We start from the raw sequence: 21036 nt of genomic DNA, 5'->3' as shown, positions 1-21036 counted from the left end.
TTCCCGCCGCCCCACGTTTCTTGGACGCCCCGACCCGCCGCTCCGGCAGCCTCGTCGGCCCGCGGGCCGAAAAGCCCGCCCTGCCCGGCAGCAACAGCACCGGCGGGAGCGGCGGTGCCGGCGGCGACACCGAACGCGGCGCCCCGTCCGTTGAACGGACCGGACGCGGCGTCTCCGGCGGCCAGGCCGAAGGCAGCGCCGGCAGCGTCCCCAAGCGCGCCGAGGTCGCTTCCGCCGAACGGGGCATTCCCGGAGCCTTCAGAGCCAGGCAACTGGATTCCACCGTTGGCGGCGGCGGCCCCGGATCCGACGGGCGCGGGGGCCGGGGGTTGGAGGCAGAGGTCGGCGAGGACGTCGGCGCGCAGCTGGGCGAGGGTGCGGGTTTCCCCGTCGAGGGTTTTGAGGTGTTTCGCGTGCTCCTGCACCAGGCTGTACACGGCCATGGCCGTGTCGGCGCCGGCGTGCACGGTCAGTTCGGCCATCCCGTCGTCCTGCGGCCGGAACCACACGCCGCGGTGCTCCATCGCCGTCGTATGCCGCTCGTCCAGGGTCTGCGGGTGCAGCCGGTGCCGGGCCGCCCGGGCGCGGTCCTGCACGGTCTCCCTCACCACGTTCCCGGCGCCGGGCAGCACCTGCGCTTCATACTCGCCCAACAGGTTGGCGGGCAGGTCGCGGGACCCGCGCACGATCGCGGCCGCCCGGCCCAGGTCCACCCGCCCCTGGTCCATCGCTTCCAGGGTGGACGGGAACCCGGTGCAGAGCTGGACCGCGTCGGCGAGGTCCGTGTGGAGGGTTTTCTGGGATTGGTGCAGGTGCGCGGCCAGTTCCCGCACCGTGCCCCGGTCATGGCCCTCCGGGCCCATCAGCGGGGAGCCGGGTTCGGTGCGGCGGGACGCGAACTCGTCCAGCCCCCGCACGCGGGCCGCCTGCCAGGACGCGGTCACCTTTTCCACCGCGGCCAGGTACTCCAGCAGCACCCCGTCCGCCAGCTGCTTGACGTCCTGCCGGGCGAGCACGACGGCCAGGTCCGCCGGGGTGATGTCCCGCCAGGCCTGGAACCATTCCACCGGCCCGTGCTCCACCAACGCCGGAGGCCGCGGCTTCGCCGCCTCCCGTGCCTTCTCCCGCTTCAACCGCTGCGCCGGAGACAACGCCCAATCCGGTATCCCGTCCTCACCCTCATCCTCAACCGGCCCGAAGGCAGCCTCCAGATCAGCGGAAACCGGCTCCTCAGGCCCGGAAGCAGCCTGGGGATCGGCGGACGGCTCCACCGCATCGGTTGCTGATTGCGAGTCACGGGAAACCGGATCCGCTGGGTCGGGTGCGGCTTGGGGAGCAGCAATCGGCTCCGCAGGCCCGGATGCAGTTTGGGGATTACCGGAGACCGGCTCTTCGGTCCCATCCGGCTTGGCCGGGGTGTCCTCCTGATCGGGAACGACAGGGGTAGAAGCTGGGGAGGCGTCCGGGTGGTCCGGCGTGGCATTGCCATCGGATGAACCCGGCGGCGAAACAGCAGGGAGCTTCGGATCCGCGGGAGCGGGGGCAGAGGCGCTTGCGGCATCCTCGCCAGCTGCCGGTGCGGAAAACAGGAGCTCTGGAGCCACGACAACAGCGTCTACGGGAGGCGGTGCAAAGTGCACGAGACCAAGGGCTCTGCGTGCACGCTGACCGCGAAGACCTGGAGCCGGGCGGGACCGTCCGTCCTCGCGCATCAGCCGGCCGTACTCCTCAGCGATCGCCTGATAGAGGCGATACTCAAGCAGGGACAGGCCAGCGCCGGACGGGAACGAAACGTCCCGCCACTCCGCTGAGCCTTCCTCCTTGAACTCCATGACCCCACGCTACAAGCCGCCACCGACAGTATTCGCAGCACCCTTCGGGAAAAGGATGGCAGGCTGCCGCCTTGTGCAAAATGGCCCACGACAGCTCGCGGCGGCGGGGCCAGCCAGTGCGGTGAAGGGCAGCCCGGGGAGGCGCTGACGCCGGCCCAGCCCGTGCGGTGAAGGGCAGCCCGGGGAGGCGCTGACGCCGGCCCAGCCAGTGCGGTGAAGGGCAGCCCGGGGAGGCGCGGCGGCGGGGCCAGCCAGTGCGGTGAAGGGCAGTACGGGGAGGCGCTGAGGCCGGCCCAGCCATTGCGGTGAAGGCAGCTGGGAGATGCCCGCCGCTGGTCAGTCCATGAACGGCAGCCTCGGGTCGACCCGCTGCCCGTCCCAGGTCCGGCGGATCCAGCCGTGGTGCGGGTCGTCGCTGATCAGCCACTCGCGCACCCGGCCGGGACCGGCCATTACGTTGAGATAGTAGAGGTCGTAGCCCGGGGCGGCCATCGCCGGACCGTGCCAGCCGTAGGGGACCAGGACCACATCGCCGCTGCGGACCTCGGCGTTGACGTCGATGGGCCGCTCGTCCGACGCGTAGACGCGTGCGTACCCGATGGGGTCGATGGCGGGCGGTGCCGGGGCGTCCCGCGCGAGCCGGGTCTCGAAGTAATAGATCTCCTCGAGGCTGGTCTCGCCGTCCTTTTCCTCGTCGTGCTTGTGCGGGGGATAGGAGGACCAGTTCCCTGCCGGCGTGATGACCTCGCAGACGATGAAGCGGTCCGCCTCCAGCGCGGCGGGCGTGCCGAAGTTGTGCACCTGGCGCGAGCAGACGCCGGCGCCGCGCAGTTCGACAGGCGTCTCTTCCGCGCTGATCAGCCGCACCGGGTAGCTGGCTTTCGCCGGCGCCAGGGCGACGGCGACGCGCCCGCCCTCCTTCGAGGAGATGGCGACGGCGGTTTCGATTCCGGTATAGAGCACGTCCGAGGGGCCGGCGAAGACGGAGGCACGGCCGCGGAGCTCGTAGTCCGTCCCGTCCACGGTGACCGTGAAGGCGCCCTCCAGGGGAACCACGATGCGTTCCTCCGCCTCGGCGCCAAGCTTGACCGCTTCGCCGGGGCCGAGCCGGGCGACCTTGAGGCCGGTGTGCGCCCAGCCCTCGACCTTGGTGGCACTGTCGGAGGCTCCCAGCGATACTTGCCAGGCGCCGTCGTTAGCGGAACCGAGCGGATAGAACCATTGCGTTGTCCCGGGCATGGAATGGCCTTTCGGTTGGTTTAGCGCTGGACCAGGGTCATTTCGAAGCTGTAGGAGTCGGCGCGGTAGACGTGCCGTCCGGTTTCCACGTTGCGGCCCGCGTCATCCACGGCCGTGCGCTCCATGGTGACCAGCGCGGAGCCCGGAGTGGTTTCCAGCAGGCCCGCCTGCCGCTTGTCCGCGACGGTCGCGCCGATCCGCTGGGTGGCCAGGCGGAAGTTCACCCCTGCGTCCCGCAGGATCTGGTAGAGGCCCAGCTTCCGCAGCCCGTCCTCCGTGATCTCCGTGATGTCGTCCCGGACCCAGTTCTCCATGAGCGCGAGCGGCTTCCCGCCAACGCAGCGGAGCCGGGTGAAGTGGTAGACGTTCACGCCCGCGGGCAGGTCCAGCGCCGCGGCGATATCCGGGTCGGCGGCGCCGTGGCGGAACTCAAGCACGTCGGTGGTCGGCTTCTGCCCGGTGCGCTTCAGGTCATCGAACAGGCTGGAGAGCTCCAGATGCCGGCGGACCTGGCTGGAGACCACCTGGGTTCCGACGCCCCGCTTTCGCACCAGCAACCCGGAGCGGACCAGTTCGTCCATGGCTTTGCGCATGGTGGGCCGGGAGAGCTTCAGCTTGCTGGCGAGTTCGATCTCGTTGTCGAGGCGGGAACCGGATTCCAGCGCGCCGCTGTGGATCGCCGCTTCAATCCCCTGGACGACCTGGTGGTAGAGGGGGACCGGGGATGACCGGTCGATCGGGATGTTGAGCTCGGTGTTCATAATCCCTCGTTCACCTGCTTCCTGTTCATCGTTCGCCGTTGACCTATTGACAGGACAAATCTTTCAACGAGCGTACCAGCCGTGTCCAGAGGTTCCGCGGGTCCCGGGCTTGTCTCCGAGCGGCGGGCGCGGTGCTCTTGGCGACCTAATGTGAATATGTCCTGACATTCTATTGACTTTTGTGATGCGTGTCACCCATTCTTGTGTTCAAGGCGCTGAGCCGGGCGGCAGGCAACTGCAGCCGGGCGGCCCCCGGCCTTCGGGGAAGGCCGGACCACGCAGACAAAGGAGATTCTCGTGTCACACAAGCTTTCCTGGCGGAAACTCGCGGCCGCAGCGGTCGTGGTTCCGGCCCTTGCGCTCACGGCGTGCTCCAGTTCCGGCGGGCGTACGCCGGAAGCGGCCAATGAAGGCGGCGGCGGTGCGATCGCCAGCACCGAGCGCATCAACGTCGCCCTGATCACGCATGCTGCCCCGGGCGACACGTTCTGGGACATCGTCCGCAAGGGTGCGGAAGAGGCGTCGGCCAAGGACAACGTCGAACTGCAGTACCTCTCCGATCCCGAAGGCGGCCGGCAGGCGCAGCTGGTAGAGCAGGCCATCGACCAGGGCGTCGATGGCATCGCCGTCACCCTGGCCAAGCCCGACGCGCTGGCCGGGGCGCTCAAGAAGGCCGAGGATGCCGGTATCCCGGTGGTGAGCCTCAACGCGGGCGAGGACCGTTCCGCCGAACTGGGCGCCATCACGCACTTCGGCTCCAACGAGAAGCTCGCCGGCGAGGCCGTCGGCGACCGGCTCGCCACGGAGGGCTACAAGCACCCCATCTGCGTCATCCAGGAGCAGGGCCACGTGGGCCTCGAGAACCGGTGCGCGGGTGTGAAGGCGAAGGTGCCGGATACCGAGGTCCTGTACGTGCAGGGAACGGACATGACGCAGGTCGAGTCCACCGTGACCGCGAAGCTGCAGGCAACCAAGGCCGCCGACGTCGTGATCGGCCTGGGCGCACCTTTCACCCTGACCATCCTCAAGTCCATCTCGGGTGCGGGCAGCGACGCGAAGGTCGCGTCCTTCGACATGAACGCCGAGTTGGCACAGAAGATCGTCGACGGCGAGATCCTCTTCACCGTCGACCAGCAGCCGTGGCTGCAGGGCTACGGAGCGGTGGACGCGCTGTGGCTGAACAAGCGCGGCGGGTTCGAGATCGGCGGCGGCCAGCCGGTGCTGACCGGCCCGACCATCGTGGACCAGAAGAGCGCTGAACAGGTCCTCCAGTTCGCCGAAGAAGGCGTCCGCTAAACAGACGAAAGCCGTGGCGGGGCCGGTTCCGGCTCCGCCACGGCCTCCAAGGAGCAAATGACATGACCATGACAGCAACAGCGCCCGTGACCGATGAACGGGTCGGCAAGAAAAGCACTCTGAGCAAGATCCTGGGCCGCCCGGAAATCGGCGCGCTGGTGGGGGCGGTCGCCCTCTTCATCTTCTTCGCCGCCGTCGCGCCTGTCTTCCTGCAGCCGGCGTCCATCGCCACCGTGCTCTACGGCGCGTCGACCATCGGCATCATGGCCGTGGGCGTCTCGCTGCTGATGATCGGCGGCGAATTCGACCTCTCCACCGGTGTCGCGGTGATCAGCTCGGCGCTGATGGCGTCGCTCTTCAGCTGGTACTTCTCGATGAACGTCTGGGTCGGGGTGGCCCTGGCCCTGGTCATGTCGCTCGGCGTCGGCTTCATCAACGGCTGGATCCTGATCAAGACCCAGCTCCCGTCCTTCATCGTGACGCTGGCGACCTTCCTGATGCTGACCGGCCTGAACCTCGGCCTGACCCGTGCCATCGGCGGCAGCGTCTCCACGCCGTCGATCTCCAACATGGACGGTTTCGATTCCGCCAAGGCGATCTTCGCCTCCTCGGTCAACATCGCCGGGGTCGAGGTGAAGATCACCGTCTTCATCTGGATCGCCATGGTCGCAGTCGCTTCGTGGATCCTCCTGCGGACCCGGGTCGGCAACTGGATCTTCGCTTCCGGCGGCGATTCGAACGCCGCCCGCGCCGTGGGCGTACCGGTCGTCAAGACGAAGATCGGCCTGTTCATGGCCGTAGGCTTCTGCGCCTGGGTGCTCGGCATGCACAACCTCTTCGCCTTCGCCACCGTCCAGTCCGGTGAAGGCATCGGCAACGAGTTCCTCTACATCATTGCCGCGGTGATCGGCGGCTGCCTCCTGACCGGCGGCTACGGCTCCGCAATCGGCGGCGCGATCGGCGCCTTCATCTTCGGCATGGCCAACAAAGGCATCGTCTACGCCGAGTGGAACCCGGACTGGTTCAAGTTCTTCCTGGGCCTGATGCTCCTGCTGGCCACGATCGTCAACCTCGTGGTCAAGCGCCGGGCCGAGCAGAAGTAACGGACAAGGAGCAGAAGGAAATGACCACCATGGACAACAAGAAGATCACCCAGGACACGCTGCTCCAGGGTGAAACCGACCCGCTGACCTCCACCCCCGTGCACCTGCTGAACCTGGACAAGGTGGGCAAGCATTACGGCAACATCATCGCCCTGCGCGACGTCACCATGGCGGTCGACGCCGGACGCGTGACCTGCGTGCTCGGGGACAACGGCGCGGGCAAGTCGACGCTGATCAAGATCATCGCCGGCCTGCACCAGCACGACGAGGGAACCTTCACCATCCTCGGCGAGGACCGCAAGCTGTCGTCGCCGCGCGAGGCCCTGGACTCCGGCATCGCCGCTGTTTACCAGGACCTGGCGGTCGTGTCGCTGATGCCGATCTGGCGCAACTTCTTCCTTGGCTCGGAACTGACCACCGGCGTCGGCCCCTTCAAGCGGCTCGACGTCGAGCGGATGAAGCAGATCACCAAGAAGGAACTGCAGGACATGGGGATCGACCTGCGCGACGTGGAGCAGCCGATCGGGCAGCTCTCGGGCGGTGAACGCCAGTGCGTGGCGATCGCCCGCGCCGTGCACTTCGGCGCCAAGGTCCTGATCCTGGACGAGCCGACGGCGGCCCTGGGCGTGAAGCAGTCCGGCGTCGTGCTGCGCTACATCCTGCAGGCCCGCGACCGCGGCCTCGGCGTCATCTTCATTACGCACAACCCGCACCACGCCTATCCGGTGGGGGACAGGTTCCTGCTGCTGAAGCGCGGCAAGTCCATCGGCTACTACAACAAGAAGGACATCACGCTCGAGGAACTCACCGCCCAGATGGCCGGCGGCGCGGAACTGGCGGAGCTGGCCCACGAGCTGGAGGCCCTGGGCGGCCACAAGGACGTCGTGGCGGAAGTGGAAGCGGAAGTCGAAGCTACGGAATCCCGGCGCGCCTAGGCCGCCGGCGGAACAAGCAAGGGAGGGCATGTGACCATTCGGACGGGAGTGGTGGGCGCTGGAATCATGGGTGCCGACCACGCGGAGAACCTGGCCAGGAACATCGGCGGCAGCACGCTGGCGTGCGTGGCGGATATCGACGGCGAACGTGCCAAGGCCGCGGCATCGGCCCTGGGCGCGCGGGCCGTAACGGACCCGCTGGAGCTCATCCACGACGACGGCGTGGACGCGGTGGTGATCGCCTCCCACGATTCGACCCATCCGGAGCTGGTGCAGGCCTGCCTGGACGCCGGCAAGCCCGTGCTGTGCGAGAAGCCGCTGGCCTCGACGGCGGACGAGGCCCGGCGGATCGTCGACGCCGAGCGCGCGGTGCGCGACGAACGCGGCGTCTCCCTGGTCAGCGTGGGCTTCATGCGCCGCTTCGACCCCGGCCATGTGGAACTGCGGCAGGCCCTGGCCGAGGGCGGGCTCGGGCGGGCGCTGCTGCTGCACGGCATCAGCCGCAATGTCTCCGCCGCCCCCGGCGCGACCAGCGAATCCGCCGTCACGAATTCCGCGATCCATGAGCTGGACGTGTTTCCCTGGCTGCTGGACAGCCCGATCGCCGAGGTGTCCTGGGTGCCCGGCGTCCTCGCTTCCTCCGAGGCCGCCCCGGGCCTGCAGGACCCGGCCTTCATGATGGTCCGGCTCCGCTCCGGCGTGCTGGCCACGCTGGAACTGTTCCTCAACGCCGGACACGGCTACTCCACCCAGTGCGAGGTGGTCGGCGAACGCGGGACGGCCCGGGTCGTGGAACCCGCCGTTGCGGCGTACAACCTGGAGAGGAAGAACTACGTGGAGTACCCGGCGGACTGGCGGCCGCGTTTTGCCGAGGCCTACCGGCGCGAGCTGCAGGCCTGGGTCCGGCACCTGCTGGAGGGAACGCCGTCGTCATTGGCCACGGCGGAGGACGGGCTGCGCGCCACGCTCGCCGCGGACGCGATGGTGCGCTCGATGCACGACGGCGGCGCCTTCACCCCGGTCGCCGCTCTATGAGCGCCGCGGACAACGCCCGGCCCGACGCGGTGCACGACCGGCTGCCTGGCCGCCTGCCCGTAAGCCGGGTGCCCGACCCGCGCGAGGCGCCGCCGCTGCGCTGGGGAATCGCCGGCCCCGGCTGGATCGCCGAGCGGTTCGCGGCCTCGCTGCAGCAGCACACTCGGCAGGAGCTGGCGGCGGTGGGCTCCCGGTCGCTGGATCGTTCCGCCGGGTTCGCGGCGCGCTTCGGCATCCCGGCGGCCTACGGCAGCTACCGTGAACTCGCGGAGGCGCCGGACGTCGACATCGTCTACGTGGCCACCCCGCACAACCACCATCACCGGGTGGCTCTGGAGGCGCTGGACGCCGGCAAGCACGTGCTGGTGGAGAAGCCCATCGGCATCAACGCCGGCCAGGCCGAAGAGATCACCGCGCTGGCCCAGGCCCGGGGGCTGCTCGCCGCGGAGGCCCTGTGGACGTTTTTCCTGCCAAAGTTCGACGTCGTGCGGCAGCTGCTGGACGGAGGCCACCTGGGGCAGGTGGTCTCCGTGATGGCGGAGTACGGCGAGCACTTCGAGCCCGGGCACCGGATTTTCGACGCCGACCTCGCCGGCGGGCCGCTGCTGGACCTCGGCACCTATCCGCTCGCGTTTATCACGGCGCTGCTCGGGGACCCGGAGCGGGTCTGCGCCCTGGGGACCCCGCACCCGGAGGGCGTGAACGGGCAGATCTCGGCGGTGATGCAGTTCCCGGGCGGGGCTCACGCCGTGACCAACACGAACCTGTACGGCTTTACCCCGACCGCGGCCACCGTCGTCGGGACCCGGGCCACGTTGACCATTGACGGGCCATTCAATTTTCCCGGCGGCTTCACCGTGAAGAGCCACGACGGCGGCGAGCTGCGCTACGGCGGCGAATCCGGCGGCCACCTCGAAGGGCTGCACTACCAGGCGGCCGCCGTGGCCCGTGCCATCGCGGCCGGACGGCGGGAGGTCGAGGAGCGGCCGATGGCCGACTCGATCCGGTTCCTGAGGCTGGCCGACGAGCTGCGCCGGCAGCTCGGGATCCGCTTCCCGGATGAAGCACCGGCTCCGGCCGTAAACCTGCCCAACCAGTAAAGGAAACCATGAAGCACCTGACCCTCGGGCTGGCCGGCGTCGGCCGGATCGGCAGCATGCACGCGAACAACATCATGGGCCTGCGCCCCGTGCTGGCGGAACGCGGGGTCCACCTGCGCCTGCTCGTCACTGACGTGGCCGCCGACTATGCCCGCTCCGTGGCCGAGAACCTAGGGGCCGAGGCCGTACCGTCGGCGGACGTGATGCTGGACGGCGGGATCGACGGCCTGGTGGTCGCCACCGGCACCGCCACGCACCCGGAGCTGATCCTGGCCGGGGTCGACGCCGGCGTGCCGGTTTTCTGCGAAAAGCCCGTCGCCGGGAACGTGGCCGACTCGCTGCCCGTCCTGGACCATGTCCGCGCGCACGGCGGCGTGGTCCAGATCGGGCATCAGCGCCGCTTCGACACCGGCTACCTGGAAGCCAGGCGCCGGTACCAGGCGGGGGAGCTGGGCTGGATCCATTCCCTCCGCGCCGTCACCGGGGACATGTTCCCGCCGCCGGTCGAATTCCTGGCGACCTCGGGCGGGCTCTTTCGCGACTGCTCGGTGCACGACTTCGATATCCTGCGCTGGCTGACCGGCAGGGAGATCGTGGAGGTCTACGCGCGCGGCTCCAACAACGGCGACCCCGCGATCGGCCAGGTCGGCGACGTGGACACGGCCCTCGCCGTCGTTACCCTCGACGACGGCACGGTGGGGACGGTTTCGGCCACCCGGTACAACGGTGCGGGCCACGACGTGCGGCTGGAAATCCAGGGCTCGAAGGCCTCGGTCATGGTGGGGCTGGACGACCGAACCGCCCTGCGGTCCACCGAGCCGGACACCGGTTTCCCGCAGGGGGAGCCGCACCGCACCTTCGCCGAGCGGTTCGAGGCGGCGTACCGGGCCGAAATGCTGGCCTTCCTCGAACTGGTCCAGGGGCAGCGCGAAAACCCGTGCACCCCCGAAGACGCCGTAGCCGCGTCGAAGGTTGCCGACGCGGCCCAGCTCTCCCTCGAGACCGGCGTACCGGTCAAAGTCGAGGCCTGAACCCTCAGTCCTCGACGGTGAAGGCCGCCCGGAAGCGGTCCAGGGCCAGATCGCTGTCCGATTCCGCCCAGGCCTCCAGGCCAACGGTGCCCTCGTAGCCGATGTCCGCCAGGGCGCGCGCCACCGCCGGATAGTTGATCTCCCCGGTGCCCGGCTCGCACCGGCCGGGCACGTCTGCCACCTGGATTTCGCCGATGTGCGGCTGTGCCCGCCGCAGCAGTTCGATCAGGTTCCCCTCGCCGATCTGTGCGTGGTAGAGGTCCAGCATCATCTTGACGTTGGGATGCCCGGCGCCCTCGACGAGGTCCAGCGTGTCCTTGGCCCGGGCCAGCGGGATGCCCGGATGGTCCACGATCGTGTTGAGGTTCTCCAGGACGAAGCTGATGCCGTGCTGCTCGCCGAGCGCTCCGAGCTTCTCGAGGGTCCTCAGGCCGGTGAGCCACATCCGGCCGTCGGAGCGGTAGGCCGGACGCGCGGCCTGCCCGTCGATCAGCTCGGCCGGGTGGACCACCATGCGGCTCACGCCGAGCTCAAGCGCCGTCGGGATGAGCTCGGCGGCGGTCCGCAGGACGTCGGCGGCCGAGTCCGGATCGATCACGCTGCCGGCGGAATAGCCGGTCATCGAGGAGAACGTGGCTCCCGTGGCGGCGAGCTTGCCGGTGTCGTGCCGCCGGGTGTCCCAGAGTTCGACGTCGAAGCCGCGGTTGGCGATGCGGCGGACCCGCTCTTCGATGGGCAGGTCCAGGTAGACCATCTCCGCGCAGACCGCCAGGCGGACGCCGCCCTGCGGGGCGCTCATCGGGCGGCCGCCGGGGAGGACGAGAGGGCGGCAACGTCGCTGATGTTGACCGTGCCGCCGGTTTCCACCGACTTGATGCAGGCCAGGGCGACGGCGAGGGCCGCCCGCGCATCGGCGCCCCCGGGCGCGGCGGCGGGCGGGCGCGGCGTGCCGTCGCGGCGGCTGCGGACCAGTTCGGCGAAATGGGCGAGCTCGGCGGTATAGGCGTCGTGGAAGAGCTCCACGTTGAGCCGGGGCGTATCGCCGCTGAAGCCCTGCCCGGTATAGGCGGTGGCAGCCGTCTCCTGCAGCGATCCTGCGGTGACCATGCCGGCCGAGCCGAAGACCTCGCCCCGGACGTCGTAGCCGTAGAGCGCGCTGAAGTTCGCTTCGGCGACGGCGATCGCGCCGTTGCTGTACCGGATCGTGGCGACGGCGGTGTCGAGGAAGCCTTGGTCCTTCAGCCCGGGCTCGACCAGCGCGTCCGCCATGACGTGGACCTGCTCCGGCAGGGCGCCGTGGTTGAACCAGTTCAGGGTGTCGAAATCGTGGATCAGGGTTTCGAGGAAGATCGTTCCGGCCGGGATCCGGCCCGCATTCGGGATCCCCTCGGCGGTTCCGGGATCGCGGGTCAGCGAACGCAGCAGCCGCGGTTCGCCGATGGTGCCGGCCTCCACCTTGCGCTTGGCGGAGGCGAAGTCGGCGGCGAAGCGGCGGTTGAAACCGATTTGGAGTTCGACGCCGGCGGATTCCACTGCGGCGAGGGCGCCGTCAAGTTCTTCCACGGTCCTTGCCGCCGGCTTCTCGCAGAAGACGTGCTTCCCGGCGGCGGCCGCCTGGGCGATCAGGGACGAGTGGAAGCGGGCGGGCGCGGCGATGATGACGCCGTCGACGTCCGGATCGCTCCAGAGGTCGGCGGCATCCGCGGTCACCTTGGCCACTCCGAGCCGGTCGGCGAGGACCGCCGCGGCGTCGAGGGCCGGATCCGCGATGGCCTCAACGCGGGTACCGGCGATCCGGGTCGCCGCGCTTTCGGCATGGAAAGCCCCGATCCAGCCGGAGCCGATGAGGGCCAGCCGGACCGGTGCCGGCCGGGCGGGAGTCCGCTCGAGATATGCCATGGGTTGTCTCCTCGGTAGGGCGGCAGGGCGTCGCCGCTGCGGTTCTAGATCGATCTAGTACATCGGATGGCATAACTGTGGCACAGGTGGACGGCGCTGTCTAGATCGATCTAGTATCGTGCTCAGCAGCAGCTCACTTGGACGACGCCGGAGGCTCCGGCAGGACAGGGCGGCCGGCCGGGGCGGCCCGGCAGATGCGGAGAGAAGCGGAGGAAGAATGTGGAGCGTGACCAGCAGCCGGGCGGCCGGCCGGGGCGCAGGCCGACGCTGGCCGACGTCGCCGCGGCGTCCGGCGTTTCGCGGGCCCTCGCGTCCATTGTGATGCGCGGCGCGGAGGGCGCCGGGGAGGCGACGCGGGAACGGGTGCTCGAAACCGCCCGGCAGCTGGGGTACCGCCCGGATTCCCGGGCGCGGCTCCTGCGCAGCAGCCGGACCCGCCTGCTCGGCATCACGTTCACCGTCTCGGAGCCATTCCACGGGGAGATCGTCGAATCCATCTACGCGGCCGCCGAGGCCGCGGGTTTCGAAGTGCTGCTCAGCGCCGTCGGTGCGCAGCGGCCCGAGGCCCGGGCGGTGGAGACTTTGCTCGACGCCGGCGTCGAGGCGGCGCTGATGATCTCGCCTTCCTCCGGCCCGGCAGACCTCGCCGCGCTGGCCAGGCAGGTGCCGGTGATCAGCCTCCTCAGCGCCGCGGTCCCCGGGATCGACGCCGTGCGCAGCGACGACGCGGCCGGCATACGGGCGGCCGTGCAGCACCTGGCCGCGCTGGGGCATCGGGACATTGCGCACGTCGATGGAGGGGACGCCGTCGCCTCGGCCGAGCGCCGGGCCGCCTACGAAGAGAGCATGCGGGAAGCGGGGATCGGCGAATGCATCCGGATCCTTCACGGCGGGGCGCATGAAGCCGACGGCATCGCCGCCGCCGGAGAGCTTCTCGCCGGCCGCAGGCCCACCGCCGTCGTGGCCTTCAACGACCGCTGCGCCCTGGGCATCCTCGAGGCGGCCTGGCGGACCGGGCTGCGGGTGCCGGACGACCTGTCCGTGGTCGGCTACGACGACAGCCAGCTCGCGCGGCTCGACCACGTCCGGCTGACCTCCGTGAGCCAGGACGCCGCGGGGCTTGCCGAAGCCGCCGTTGCCTGCGCGGCGGCCCGGATCCGCTCGGAGGAGCCGGACGGCCTGGTCCTCCAGCCTGCCCTCGTTGTCCGCTCCACGACCGGTACCCCGCCCGACTGATCTCCAGCGCGCGCCGCCTTTCGGAAATTCTTCCGCGCAGATCCAATCCGTCCGCCCGCCCGCTCCGAATTCCTTCCGACAGCCTGCACCGGAGTGCGGGACCCCAGGGCGGCGCGGCTGCCCGGACGAAGGAGACCCATTATGGCTACGTACACGAGGGTGAGCGGACTGATCGGCCTGGCGGCTGCGGCGGCCTTGGGACTGACCGCATGCGGCGGCGGTTCAGGCAGCTCGGGCGGCGAGGCCGCCGAGGACAATATGAGTACCGGCACCCCCATGGAGTCGTCGGCGCCGGCGGCCGGCGGGATGGACCCGGCGGCCAGCCTCGTAGGCCCGGGGTGCGCGGACTACGCCGCCCAGGTGCCGGACGGGGCCGGCTCCGTAGAGGGCATGGCGCAGGATCCGGTGGCGACGGCGGCTTCGAACAACCCGCTGCTGACCACCCTGACCGCAGCCGTATCCGGCCAGCTGAATCCCGACGTCGACCTCGTGGACACGCTCAATGGCGGCGAGTTCACGGTGTTCGCGCCGGTGGACTCGGCGTTCGAGAAGGTGCCGGCCAAGAGCCTCGACGCGCTGAAGACGGACGCCGACGCGCTGACCAACGTGCTGACCTACCATGTGGTGCCCGGCCGGATGGCGCCGGACAAGCTCACGGGCGAGCTGGAAACGGTGCAGGGCGAGCCGGTGGAGATTGCGGGCAGCGGCGACGAGTTGAAGGTCAACGATGCGAGCGTGGTGTGCGGCGGCGTCCAGACGGCCAACGCCACGGTCTACCTGGTCGACACCGTGCTGATGCCTCCGGCCAAGTAGCCGGGGCCTTCGCTGCAAGACCGCGGCCGGATGCGGAATCAAGGAGCCCATACGCATCCGGCCGCTCAACCACCGACCCCATCCCTGCGAAAGGTTCCTTGTGCCCGACCGGCGTGAGAGTCTAGAGCCCATGCGACTGCCGTGGCTCCGCCCTGCCGAGCCTTCTCCGCCGACCCACGAGGACCTGGTCCGCCGGGTGGCGCTGGGCGACGAGGCGGCGTTCGAGGAGCTGTACGACGCGGTGTCGCCCCAGGTGTTCGGGCTGATCCGCCGGGTGGTGCGGGATCCGGCGCAGAGTGAGGAGGTCACGCAGGAAGTCTTCGTGGAGGTCTGGCAGCAGGCGGCGCGTTTCGACGCCGACCGCGGCCGGGCCGTTTCGTGGATCCTCGTGATCGCGCACCGCCGGGCCGTGGACCGGATCCGGGCGGCGCAGGCCAGCGCGGACCGGGACCTCCGGCAGGGCATTAAGGAATTCCAGGAGAGTTACGACGACGTGCAGGACATCGTCGAGGCGAAGATCGAGGGCGAACGGGTGCTCAAGGCGCTCGAGAGCCTCACCCAGGCGCAGCAGGAGGCGATCCGGCTGGCCTACTATGGCGGTTACACGCAGCAGGAAGTAGCCAACCTGCTCAAAGTGCCGGTGGGCACGGTGAAGACGCGGATCCGCGACGGCATGATCAGGCTCAGGGACAAATTGGGGGTGGCGTGATGGACGAGCAGCTGCACATCCTGACCGGCTCCTACGCGTTGAACGCCCTGGAGGGCGACGAGCGCGCGTCCTTCGAGCAGCACGCGCTCGCTTCCGAGCAGACCCGCGAGGAAGTCCGCGGGCTGAGCGCGGCGGCGGCGATGCTCGCCTACGGTGTGGAACCGGTGCGTCCGCCGCAGCGCGTGAAGGACAACGTGATGGCGGCGATCCGCAACACCCGGCAGGTCCCGGCGGAGGCCGTGGTGACGGACGGCGCGGCCGGGGCCGCGCAGCGGGGGCACGACGGCGGCGTCCGGCCGGGTGCCGGGGCGGACCTTCGGCTCGGGACAGGTGAGGGCTCCGGCCCGGAGCATGGTTCGGCCGCCGGTGCCGGGGCGGGTACTGACGAGCTGGGCGCGCGGCGGGGCCGCCGTTCGGCCGGAAGCGGCGGTTCGGGCAGGGCGAGGCCGGGAGGATCGAGGCCGGGCGCGGTGCGGGCGCTGGCCGCGGCGGCGGGAGTGCTCCTGCTGGCCGGCGCGGGGCTGACCGGCTGGGCGCTCGGGCAGTCGACCGAAAACAACCGGCTCGAACAGGAGTTGGCGCAGGCCGAGCAGACCCAGGGCGCGATGCTCGGGATCCTCACGTCCGAGGACGCAAAGGTGGCCACCGCGCGGATGGCGGACGGCGCCGTCGTTTCCGTTGCCTACGCGCCCTCGCTGAACCAGGGCGCGGTCACGGCGCACGGCCTGCCGGAGCTGCCGGCCGGCAAGACCTACGAGCTGTGGCTCCAGCACGACGACGTCATGGTCCCGGCCGGCCTGATGTCCGGCGCCTCCGCCGGGTCGCCCATGATGGCGCTGCTCGAGGGGCAGCTCTCGGGTGCCACGGCCGTCGGCATCACGGTCGAGCCGGCGGGCGGATCCCCGGCGCCGACCACCGAGCCGATCATGGTGCAGGAGCTGTAGCCGGGCCGGGTTGATCATGATGCAGGAGTTGTAGCCCGGCTGCCGCTTGTCCGCTGGCCGACCCCCGGGACTGTGCCTGCCCGCCGCTGATGGCCGCGCCCGGGTTGTTGTCCTTCCGGCCCTGCCTTGCCCGCCAACGATTGGCCGGAAACGACACGTTTAGGGCCGCTATACCAGTCGTTTCCGGCCAATCGTTTTTGCAACAGGCGCTGGAATCCCATCCGAAGGCCCCTCCGCTCCGAATGACGAATACCGGGTCGGCCAACCGGCGGGCCCGGACGGATCCAAGGAGGAACACCATGTCTGTTTCAGCCACTCGAACCGGCAGCCGTACCGCTGTCCAGACCGCGGCGCTGGCTGTCGGCGGCGCATTCCTGCTGGTCGGGGTGCTCGGCTTCGTTCCGGGCATCACCTCGAACGTGTCGGAGCTTAGCTTCGCGGGACATCACTCAGGCGCGCTGCTGCTCGGGATCTTCCAGGTGTCCGTGCTGCACAACATCGTCCATCTGCTCTTCGGCGTCGGCGGGCTGGCGCTGTCCCGGAGCCGCGCGGCTGCCAAGTCCTACCTGGTCTGGGGCGGCGCGGTGTACCTGGTGCTGTGGCTGTACGGGCTGCTCATCGGGCACGGCACCCCAGCGAACTTCGTTCCTGTTAATACGGCAGATAACTGGCTGCACTTCGTGCTGGGCGTGGCGATGATCGGCCTCGGCACGGTGCTGGGCCGGCGCCGGACGACGGCGTAGCGGTCCGGGCGGGCGGCGTTGATGGCGCGGCGGAAGGAAGTGGTCCGGATGGATCAGCGGCAGGAGCCCCCGTCCTCGGGGGCGCCCCGGCGGCCGGCAGGGACGGGCGGGCCGGAAGGGGCCGGCGAGCCGGAAAGGACGGGTCGGCCGGGCGTGCCGGAACGGACGGGCAAGCCGGGTGTGCCGGAACGAACGGGCAAGCCGGGTCTGCCGGATGGGTCGGGTAGGCCGGCTGGCTCGGCCGGGCGGCGGCCCGGGAAGCGGCGCTGGCTCGGCGCGCTCGCCGGGCTCGTGTCCGCGGCCGTGCTGTTCGCGGTGGCCGAGCTGGCGGCGGCGTTCTTCGGGCCGGGCTCGTCTCCGCTGGTCTCGGTCGGCGCCGCCTTCATCGACTTCACCCCGCCGTGGCTCAAGGACTTTGCCATCTCGGTGTTCGGCACGGCCGACAAGACCGTGCTGTTCATTTCGATGGCGCTGGTGACCGCGGCGCTCGCAGCGCTTGCCGGGATGCTGGCCGTGCGGAGGTTCGCGGCCGGAGCGTCCCTGGTGGCGGCCCTCGCCGTCGTTATGGGAGTCTGCGTGGCGACCCGCGCGGTGAACAGCGTCCTGGACCTGGTGCCCACGGCGTTGGGAACCTTGGCGGGACTGCTGACGCTGAGCTGGCTCACCGGAAAGGCGGTGGAGGCGGGGGCCGGGACGCCGGAAGCGGAGGCGGGGACCGGGGCACCGGAAGCGGAGGCTGGCTCGGTGGTCCCGGGGGACGGCTCCGCGGCCACGACGGAGGCCGGGAGCCGACGGAGTTTCCTGGTCGCGACCGGGCTCACGGCGGCTGCCGCCGTCGTCGTTGGAATTGCCGGGCGGACCTTCTCCGCCACCCGCAACACCGCGCGCATTGCCCGGCAGGCGCTCAAGCTGCCGGCCGCCAAGTCCCCGGCCAAGCCGCTGCCCGCGGGGACCACCGCGCCGGTGCAGGGGATGCCGCCGTACGTGACGCCGAACCCGGATTTCTACCGGATCGACACCGCGCTGGTGGTTCCGGAGATCGACCCGGCGGGCTGGAGCCTGCGGGTGCACGGCCTCGTCGAGGAGGAGTTCACCCTCAGTTTCGATGAGCTGCTCGCACTGGACCTGGAGGAGTCGTATGTGACGCTGACCTGCGTCTCCAACGTGGTTGGCGGCGACCTGGCCGGAAACGCGAAGTGGCTCGGCTACCCGGTGCGCAAGCTGCTGGAGCGGGCGCGGCCGCAGGCCGGGGCGGACATGGTGCTGTCCTCCAGCATCGACGGGTTCACCGCCTCCACCCCGCTGGCCGTCCTGCAGGACCGGCGGGACGCGCTGCTGGCGGTCGGGATGAACGGGGAGCCGCTGCCGCTGGAGCACGGCTATCCGGTGCGGATGGTGGTGCCCGGGCTCTACGGGTACGTCTCCGCGACGAAGTGGGTGGTGGACCTGGAGGTCACGCGCTTCGCCGACAAGGCGGCCTACTGGACCACGCGCGGCTGGTCGGAGCGGGGTCCGATCAAGACGGCCTCGCGGATCGATGTGCCGCGGGCGTTCGACCGGGTTCCCGCGGGGACGGTGGCGGTGGGAGGTACGGCGTGGGCACAGCAGCGCGGCATTTCACGGGTGCAGGTCCAGTTCGACGGCGGCAGCTGGCAGGACGCGGACCTCGCCGCGGTGCCGTCCATCGACACCTGGCGGCAGTGGTCCTACCGCTGGGAGGACGCACCCGCCGGACGGCACGAGGTGCGGGTGCGGGCCTACGATACGGCCGGCGAACTGCAGACGCAGGATGAGGCGCCGCCGGCTCCGGACGGCGCGACCGGCTGGCATACGATCACGTTCACCGTGGAGTGATCGGCGGCCCGATGGCCCGGCGAGCCGGCCGGCTGACCCCGCTGCCCGGGCAGCGGCCGGCCGGCCAGTCGAACAGGGTGTCAGCCGAAGGCTAGGATGCCGGCGTAGGTGAGGAACAGGAGAGCTATCACGAGGCCGCCGCCCAGGATGACCACCAGCCAGACCCACTGCGCCCAGCGCTTCCCGCCGCCTTCGTCGTGGCCCTGGGTCATGCTGGTCGAGGCTTCACCCGGCGGGGTCTCGCCCGGAGGGACGCCGCCGCCCGGTTCGAGCCCGGTGATCTTCTGCTCCTCGGGATCGGGATTCTGGCTGTTCATCACGTTCTCCTGACGTTCGTGGAATCCTGCGGGCCACCCTTGCGGAGCCGGTCCCGACCAGCGTAGGCAGATGCTCAGTAAGCTGTCTACGCAAAGGAGCAGGCCGGAGAAGGGATGGCAGCGGCATGGAGAAAGACGGCATGGAGAAAGACATGGCGGCGACAGCGGGCCGGGTCTTCGCGCGGGCATTCGCCGCGGTCAAGACGCTCCGCCCGGACCGGCCGATCCATCCCGTCGGCCTGCACCTGCGCGGCCGGCTGGAACGCGAGGGCGGCCCCTTCCGAAGCGGGATTGCGTGGCTGGACACGGCAGGGAACCACGAGGCGGAGGCCCGCCTGTCCCGCTCCATCGGGTTTCCGCCTGGCTGGCCGGACATCATCGGCCTGGCCGTGCGGCTCACGGCGGACAGCGCGCCGGTGGACATCCTGCTGGCCTCGACCGGCATGTCCCGGGCCGGCCGCTACGTGCTCCGAATGTGCCGCAGCGTCGGTCCGGCAGCGCTGACCACCATGATGCCGTACGAAGGAACGGGCGGCCCGGTGCAGCTGGCGGCCCGCACCCTGCGCCCGCATGGCCGGCTCCCCGCGGACCCGCACGGATTCCGGGACGCGCTGGGCGGCGGCGAGTGGGTGCTGGGGCTGTACCACGGCCGTCCCGGCGCGCCCTGGCAGCGGTGCGGCACCCTGACGCTCCTGGCGTCCGCGGAGGCGGCAGACACTTCCATGCGCTTCGATCCCATGCAGCACCCGATCCCCGGCGCAGGGACCTACAGTTGGACGCAGGCCTTGCGCGAGCCCTCGTACGCGGTGGCGCGCAGGCCGCCCGAGAAGGAATCGCACAGGCCCACCGACCAGGAACGAGGAGGCCCATGACCACCGGCAAGGAACGGGAAGCGCACGTGCTGGAACGGCTGATCGGCGGCGAGGACAAGGGCCTCCCGGTCGAGGCCGCCGGCCTGACCGTGGGGGAGTACCTGGCGAGCAAGCCGGAACTGTCCGAGTTCTGGACGCCCCTGCTGGTCCTCAGCGAGGACGCCTTGGCCGGCAACATCGCGTTCATGGCCGGCTGGCTGCGCGAGCGCGGGCTCGAGCTGATGCCGCACGGAAAGACCACGATGGCGCCGCAGCTCTGGCAGCAGCAGCTGGATGCCGGAGCCACCGGCATCACGGTGGCGAATCCGAGCCAGCTCAAGGTCGCCCGCGCGCACGGCTTCGACACGGTCATGCTGGCGAACCAGCTGGCCGACCAGAACGCCATCCGCTGGGTGGCCGGCGAGCTGGAACATCCGGAGTGCACGATCTGGTCCTGGGTGGACAGCGCCGACGGCGTGCGGCTCGCCGAAGAAGCGCTGCGCGGGCTCTCCCCGGCCAGGCCGCTGTCCGTGCTGGTGGAGCTCGGTGCCCCGGGCAAACGCACCGGCGCCCGCGGCGTCGCGGCGGCCCTGGAAGTGGCCGACGCGGTCGCGGCCTCGCCGGTGCTGCGGCTGGCGGGGGTGGCCGGCTACGAGGGCGCGCTCGGCAAGGACCGGACGGAGCCGACCGTGGAGCTGATTCGGCGCTACGTCGCCGACCTGCTCGAACTGCACGGCAAGCTCGGCGACCGTTACGCCGACGGGGACGTGCTGGTCACCTGCGGCGGCAGCAACTATCCCGACATCGTGGCAGACCTGTTCGCCACGGCGCGGAAGTCGGATTCGGCGCGCTATGTGCTGCGGTCCGGTGCCTACATCACGCACGACGACGGCGCCTACCACGCGCTGTCACCGTTCGACCGGGATCGTGCGGGGGAGGAGCACAGCCTGGTGCCGGTCGCGCACGGCCTGGCGCGGGTGCTTTCCCAGCCGGAACCCGGCCTCGCCCTGCTCGACGGCGGCAAACGCGACTTCCCGTACGACGACGGACTGCCCGTCCCGCAGTTCGCCGTCTCCCACGCGGACGGGCAGGTGAGCGCGCTGCACGGCGCCATCGTCAGCGACATGAACGACCAGCATTCCTTCCTGCGGACCGCCCCGGGCTGGGAACCCAAGGTGGGGGACCTGGTCGTGCTCGGCCTGTCCCACCCCTGCACCACCTTCGACAAGTGGCGGCTCATTCCGGCCGTCCGGAACCTGGTTCCTGGCGAGGACGCCGTGATCACCCGGCTAATCGAGACGTGCTTCTAGGCGGTCCAGGCGCCGGGCGTGCTTCTAG

At 70.3% G+C, this 21036-nt stretch carries 20 protein-coding genes; 14 read left to right on the top strand and 6 right to left on the bottom strand.

The window, feature by feature from the left end; translation table 11 throughout:
- The 3 genes from AHIS1636_RS13465 to AHIS1636_RS13455 all read right to left on the bottom strand — a co-directional run.
- The coding region (locus AHIS1636_RS13465) for a DUF222 domain-containing protein (RefSeq protein ID WP_264796346.1) at positions 1-1067 on the bottom strand (1067 nt) is incomplete at its 3' end.
- Positions 1068-2168: 1101 nt separating this feature from the next.
- On the bottom strand, positions 2169-3071 hold the full coding sequence (iolB, locus tag AHIS1636_RS13460) for a 5-deoxy-glucuronate isomerase (protein ID WP_264796345.1): 903 nt from the start codon (positions 3069-3071) through the stop codon (positions 2169-2171).
- A gap of 20 nt (positions 3072-3091) precedes the next feature.
- Positions 3092-3832: a GntR family transcriptional regulator gene (locus AHIS1636_RS13455; RefSeq protein ID WP_264796344.1), complete on the bottom strand. Its 741-nt coding sequence runs from the start codon at positions 3830-3832 to the stop codon at positions 3092-3094.
- 297 nt (positions 3833-4129) lie between these two features.
- Between AHIS1636_RS13455 and AHIS1636_RS13450 the strand changes: the two genes are divergently transcribed.
- The 6 genes from AHIS1636_RS13450 (at position 4130) to AHIS1636_RS13425 (ending at position 10332) form a co-directional block, all read left to right on the top strand.
- Positions 4130-5128 (top strand): substrate-binding domain-containing protein, encoded by a 999-nt coding sequence (locus AHIS1636_RS13450; RefSeq protein WP_264796343.1) that lies wholly within the window; start codon positions 4130-4132, stop codon positions 5126-5128.
- A 62-nt stretch (positions 5129-5190) separates the two neighbouring features.
- A complete protein-coding gene (locus AHIS1636_RS13445) occupies positions 5191-6231 on the top strand; it encodes an ABC transporter permease (protein ID WP_264796342.1) in 1041 nt (346 codons plus the stop codon).
- A 29-nt stretch (positions 6232-6260) separates the two neighbouring features.
- On the top strand, positions 6261-7166 hold the full coding sequence (locus tag AHIS1636_RS13440) for an ATP-binding cassette domain-containing protein (protein WP_264796352.1): 906 nt from the start codon (positions 6261-6263) through the stop codon (positions 7164-7166).
- 30 nt (positions 7167-7196) lie between these two features.
- Positions 7197-8201: a Gfo/Idh/MocA family protein gene (locus tag AHIS1636_RS13435; RefSeq protein WP_264796341.1), complete on the top strand. Its 1005-nt coding sequence runs from the start codon at positions 7197-7199 to the stop codon at positions 8199-8201.
- Entirely contained in the window at positions 8198-9301 is a 1104-nt protein-coding gene (locus AHIS1636_RS13430) for a Gfo/Idh/MocA family protein (RefSeq protein WP_264796340.1), read from the top strand. The genes AHIS1636_RS13435 and AHIS1636_RS13430 overlap by 4 nt, the downstream gene beginning before the upstream one ends.
- Positions 9302-9309: 8 nt before the next feature.
- Positions 9310-10332 carry a Gfo/Idh/MocA family oxidoreductase gene (locus AHIS1636_RS13425; RefSeq protein WP_264796339.1) on the top strand — a complete coding sequence of 341 codons (1023 nt, stop codon included), beginning with the start codon at positions 9310-9312 and terminating at the stop codon, positions 10330-10332.
- 4 nt (positions 10333-10336) lie between these two features.
- Here AHIS1636_RS13425 and AHIS1636_RS13420 read toward each other — a convergent pair whose 3' ends face one another.
- Together AHIS1636_RS13420 and AHIS1636_RS13415 are read right to left on the bottom strand one after the other, a co-directional pair.
- A complete protein-coding gene (locus AHIS1636_RS13420) occupies positions 10337-11131 on the bottom strand; it encodes a TIM barrel protein (protein ID WP_264796338.1) in 795 nt (264 codons plus the stop codon).
- A complete protein-coding gene (locus AHIS1636_RS13415; protein ID WP_264796337.1) occupies positions 11128-12231 on the bottom strand; it encodes a Gfo/Idh/MocA family oxidoreductase in 1104 nt (367 codons plus the stop codon). The genes AHIS1636_RS13420 and AHIS1636_RS13415 overlap by 4 nt, the downstream gene beginning before the upstream one ends.
- Positions 12232-12450: 219 nt before the next feature.
- Here AHIS1636_RS13415 and AHIS1636_RS13410 point away from each other — a divergent pair, with 219 nt between their 5' ends.
- The 6 genes from AHIS1636_RS13410 (at position 12451) to AHIS1636_RS13385 (ending at position 18530) form a co-directional block, all read left to right on the top strand.
- Positions 12451-13467: a LacI family DNA-binding transcriptional regulator gene (locus AHIS1636_RS13410; RefSeq protein ID WP_264796336.1), complete on the top strand. Its 1017-nt coding sequence runs from the start codon at positions 12451-12453 to the stop codon at positions 13465-13467.
- A gap of 141 nt (positions 13468-13608) precedes the next feature.
- Positions 13609-14280, top strand: coding sequence for a fasciclin domain-containing protein (locus tag AHIS1636_RS13405; RefSeq protein ID WP_264796335.1), 672 nt, complete (start codon positions 13609-13611; stop codon positions 14278-14280).
- Positions 14281-14410: 130 nt separating this feature from the next.
- On the top strand, positions 14411-14989 hold the full coding sequence (gene sigK, locus AHIS1636_RS13400) for an ECF RNA polymerase sigma factor SigK (protein WP_264796334.1): 579 nt from the start codon (positions 14411-14413) through the stop codon (positions 14987-14989).
- A complete protein-coding gene (locus AHIS1636_RS13395) occupies positions 14989-15933 on the top strand; it encodes an anti-sigma factor (RefSeq protein WP_264796333.1) in 945 nt (314 codons plus the stop codon). The genes sigK and AHIS1636_RS13395 overlap by 1 nt, the downstream gene beginning before the upstream one ends.
- A gap of 299 nt (positions 15934-16232) precedes the next feature.
- On the top strand, positions 16233-16676 hold the full coding sequence (locus AHIS1636_RS13390; RefSeq protein WP_264796332.1) for a DUF4383 domain-containing protein: 444 nt from the start codon (positions 16233-16235) through the stop codon (positions 16674-16676).
- A gap of 306 nt (positions 16677-16982) precedes the next feature.
- Positions 16983-18530 carry a molybdopterin-dependent oxidoreductase gene (locus AHIS1636_RS13385; RefSeq protein WP_373875845.1) on the top strand — a complete coding sequence of 516 codons (1548 nt, stop codon included), beginning with the start codon at positions 16983-16985 and terminating at the stop codon, positions 18528-18530.
- An 80-nt stretch (positions 18531-18610) separates the two neighbouring features.
- On the opposite strand, the gene AHIS1636_RS13380 is transcribed toward AHIS1636_RS13385, so the two are convergent.
- Positions 18611-18847 (bottom strand): DUF6480 family protein, encoded by a 237-nt coding sequence (locus tag AHIS1636_RS13380; RefSeq protein ID WP_264796331.1) that lies wholly within the window; start codon positions 18845-18847, stop codon positions 18611-18613.
- 152 nt (positions 18848-18999) lie between these two features.
- On the opposite strand from AHIS1636_RS13380, the gene AHIS1636_RS13375 reads away from it, so the two are divergent.
- Positions 19000-19719 (top strand): hypothetical protein, encoded by a 720-nt coding sequence (locus tag AHIS1636_RS13375; protein ID WP_264796330.1) that lies wholly within the window; start codon positions 19000-19002, stop codon positions 19717-19719.
- Positions 19716-21008, top strand: a complete 1293-nt coding sequence (locus AHIS1636_RS13370) for an alanine racemase (RefSeq protein ID WP_264796329.1) — start codon at positions 19716-19718, stop codon at positions 21006-21008. The genes AHIS1636_RS13375 and AHIS1636_RS13370 overlap by 4 nt, the downstream gene beginning before the upstream one ends.
- The last annotated feature ends 28 nt before the right edge of the window (positions 21009-21036 follow it).

The organism is Arthrobacter mangrovi (genome assembly GCF_026011795.1).
Classification (GTDB): Bacteria; Actinomycetota; Actinomycetes; order Actinomycetales; family Micrococcaceae; genus Crystallibacter; species Crystallibacter mangrovi.
This window is presented reverse-complemented; position numbering and strand designations above follow the sequence as displayed.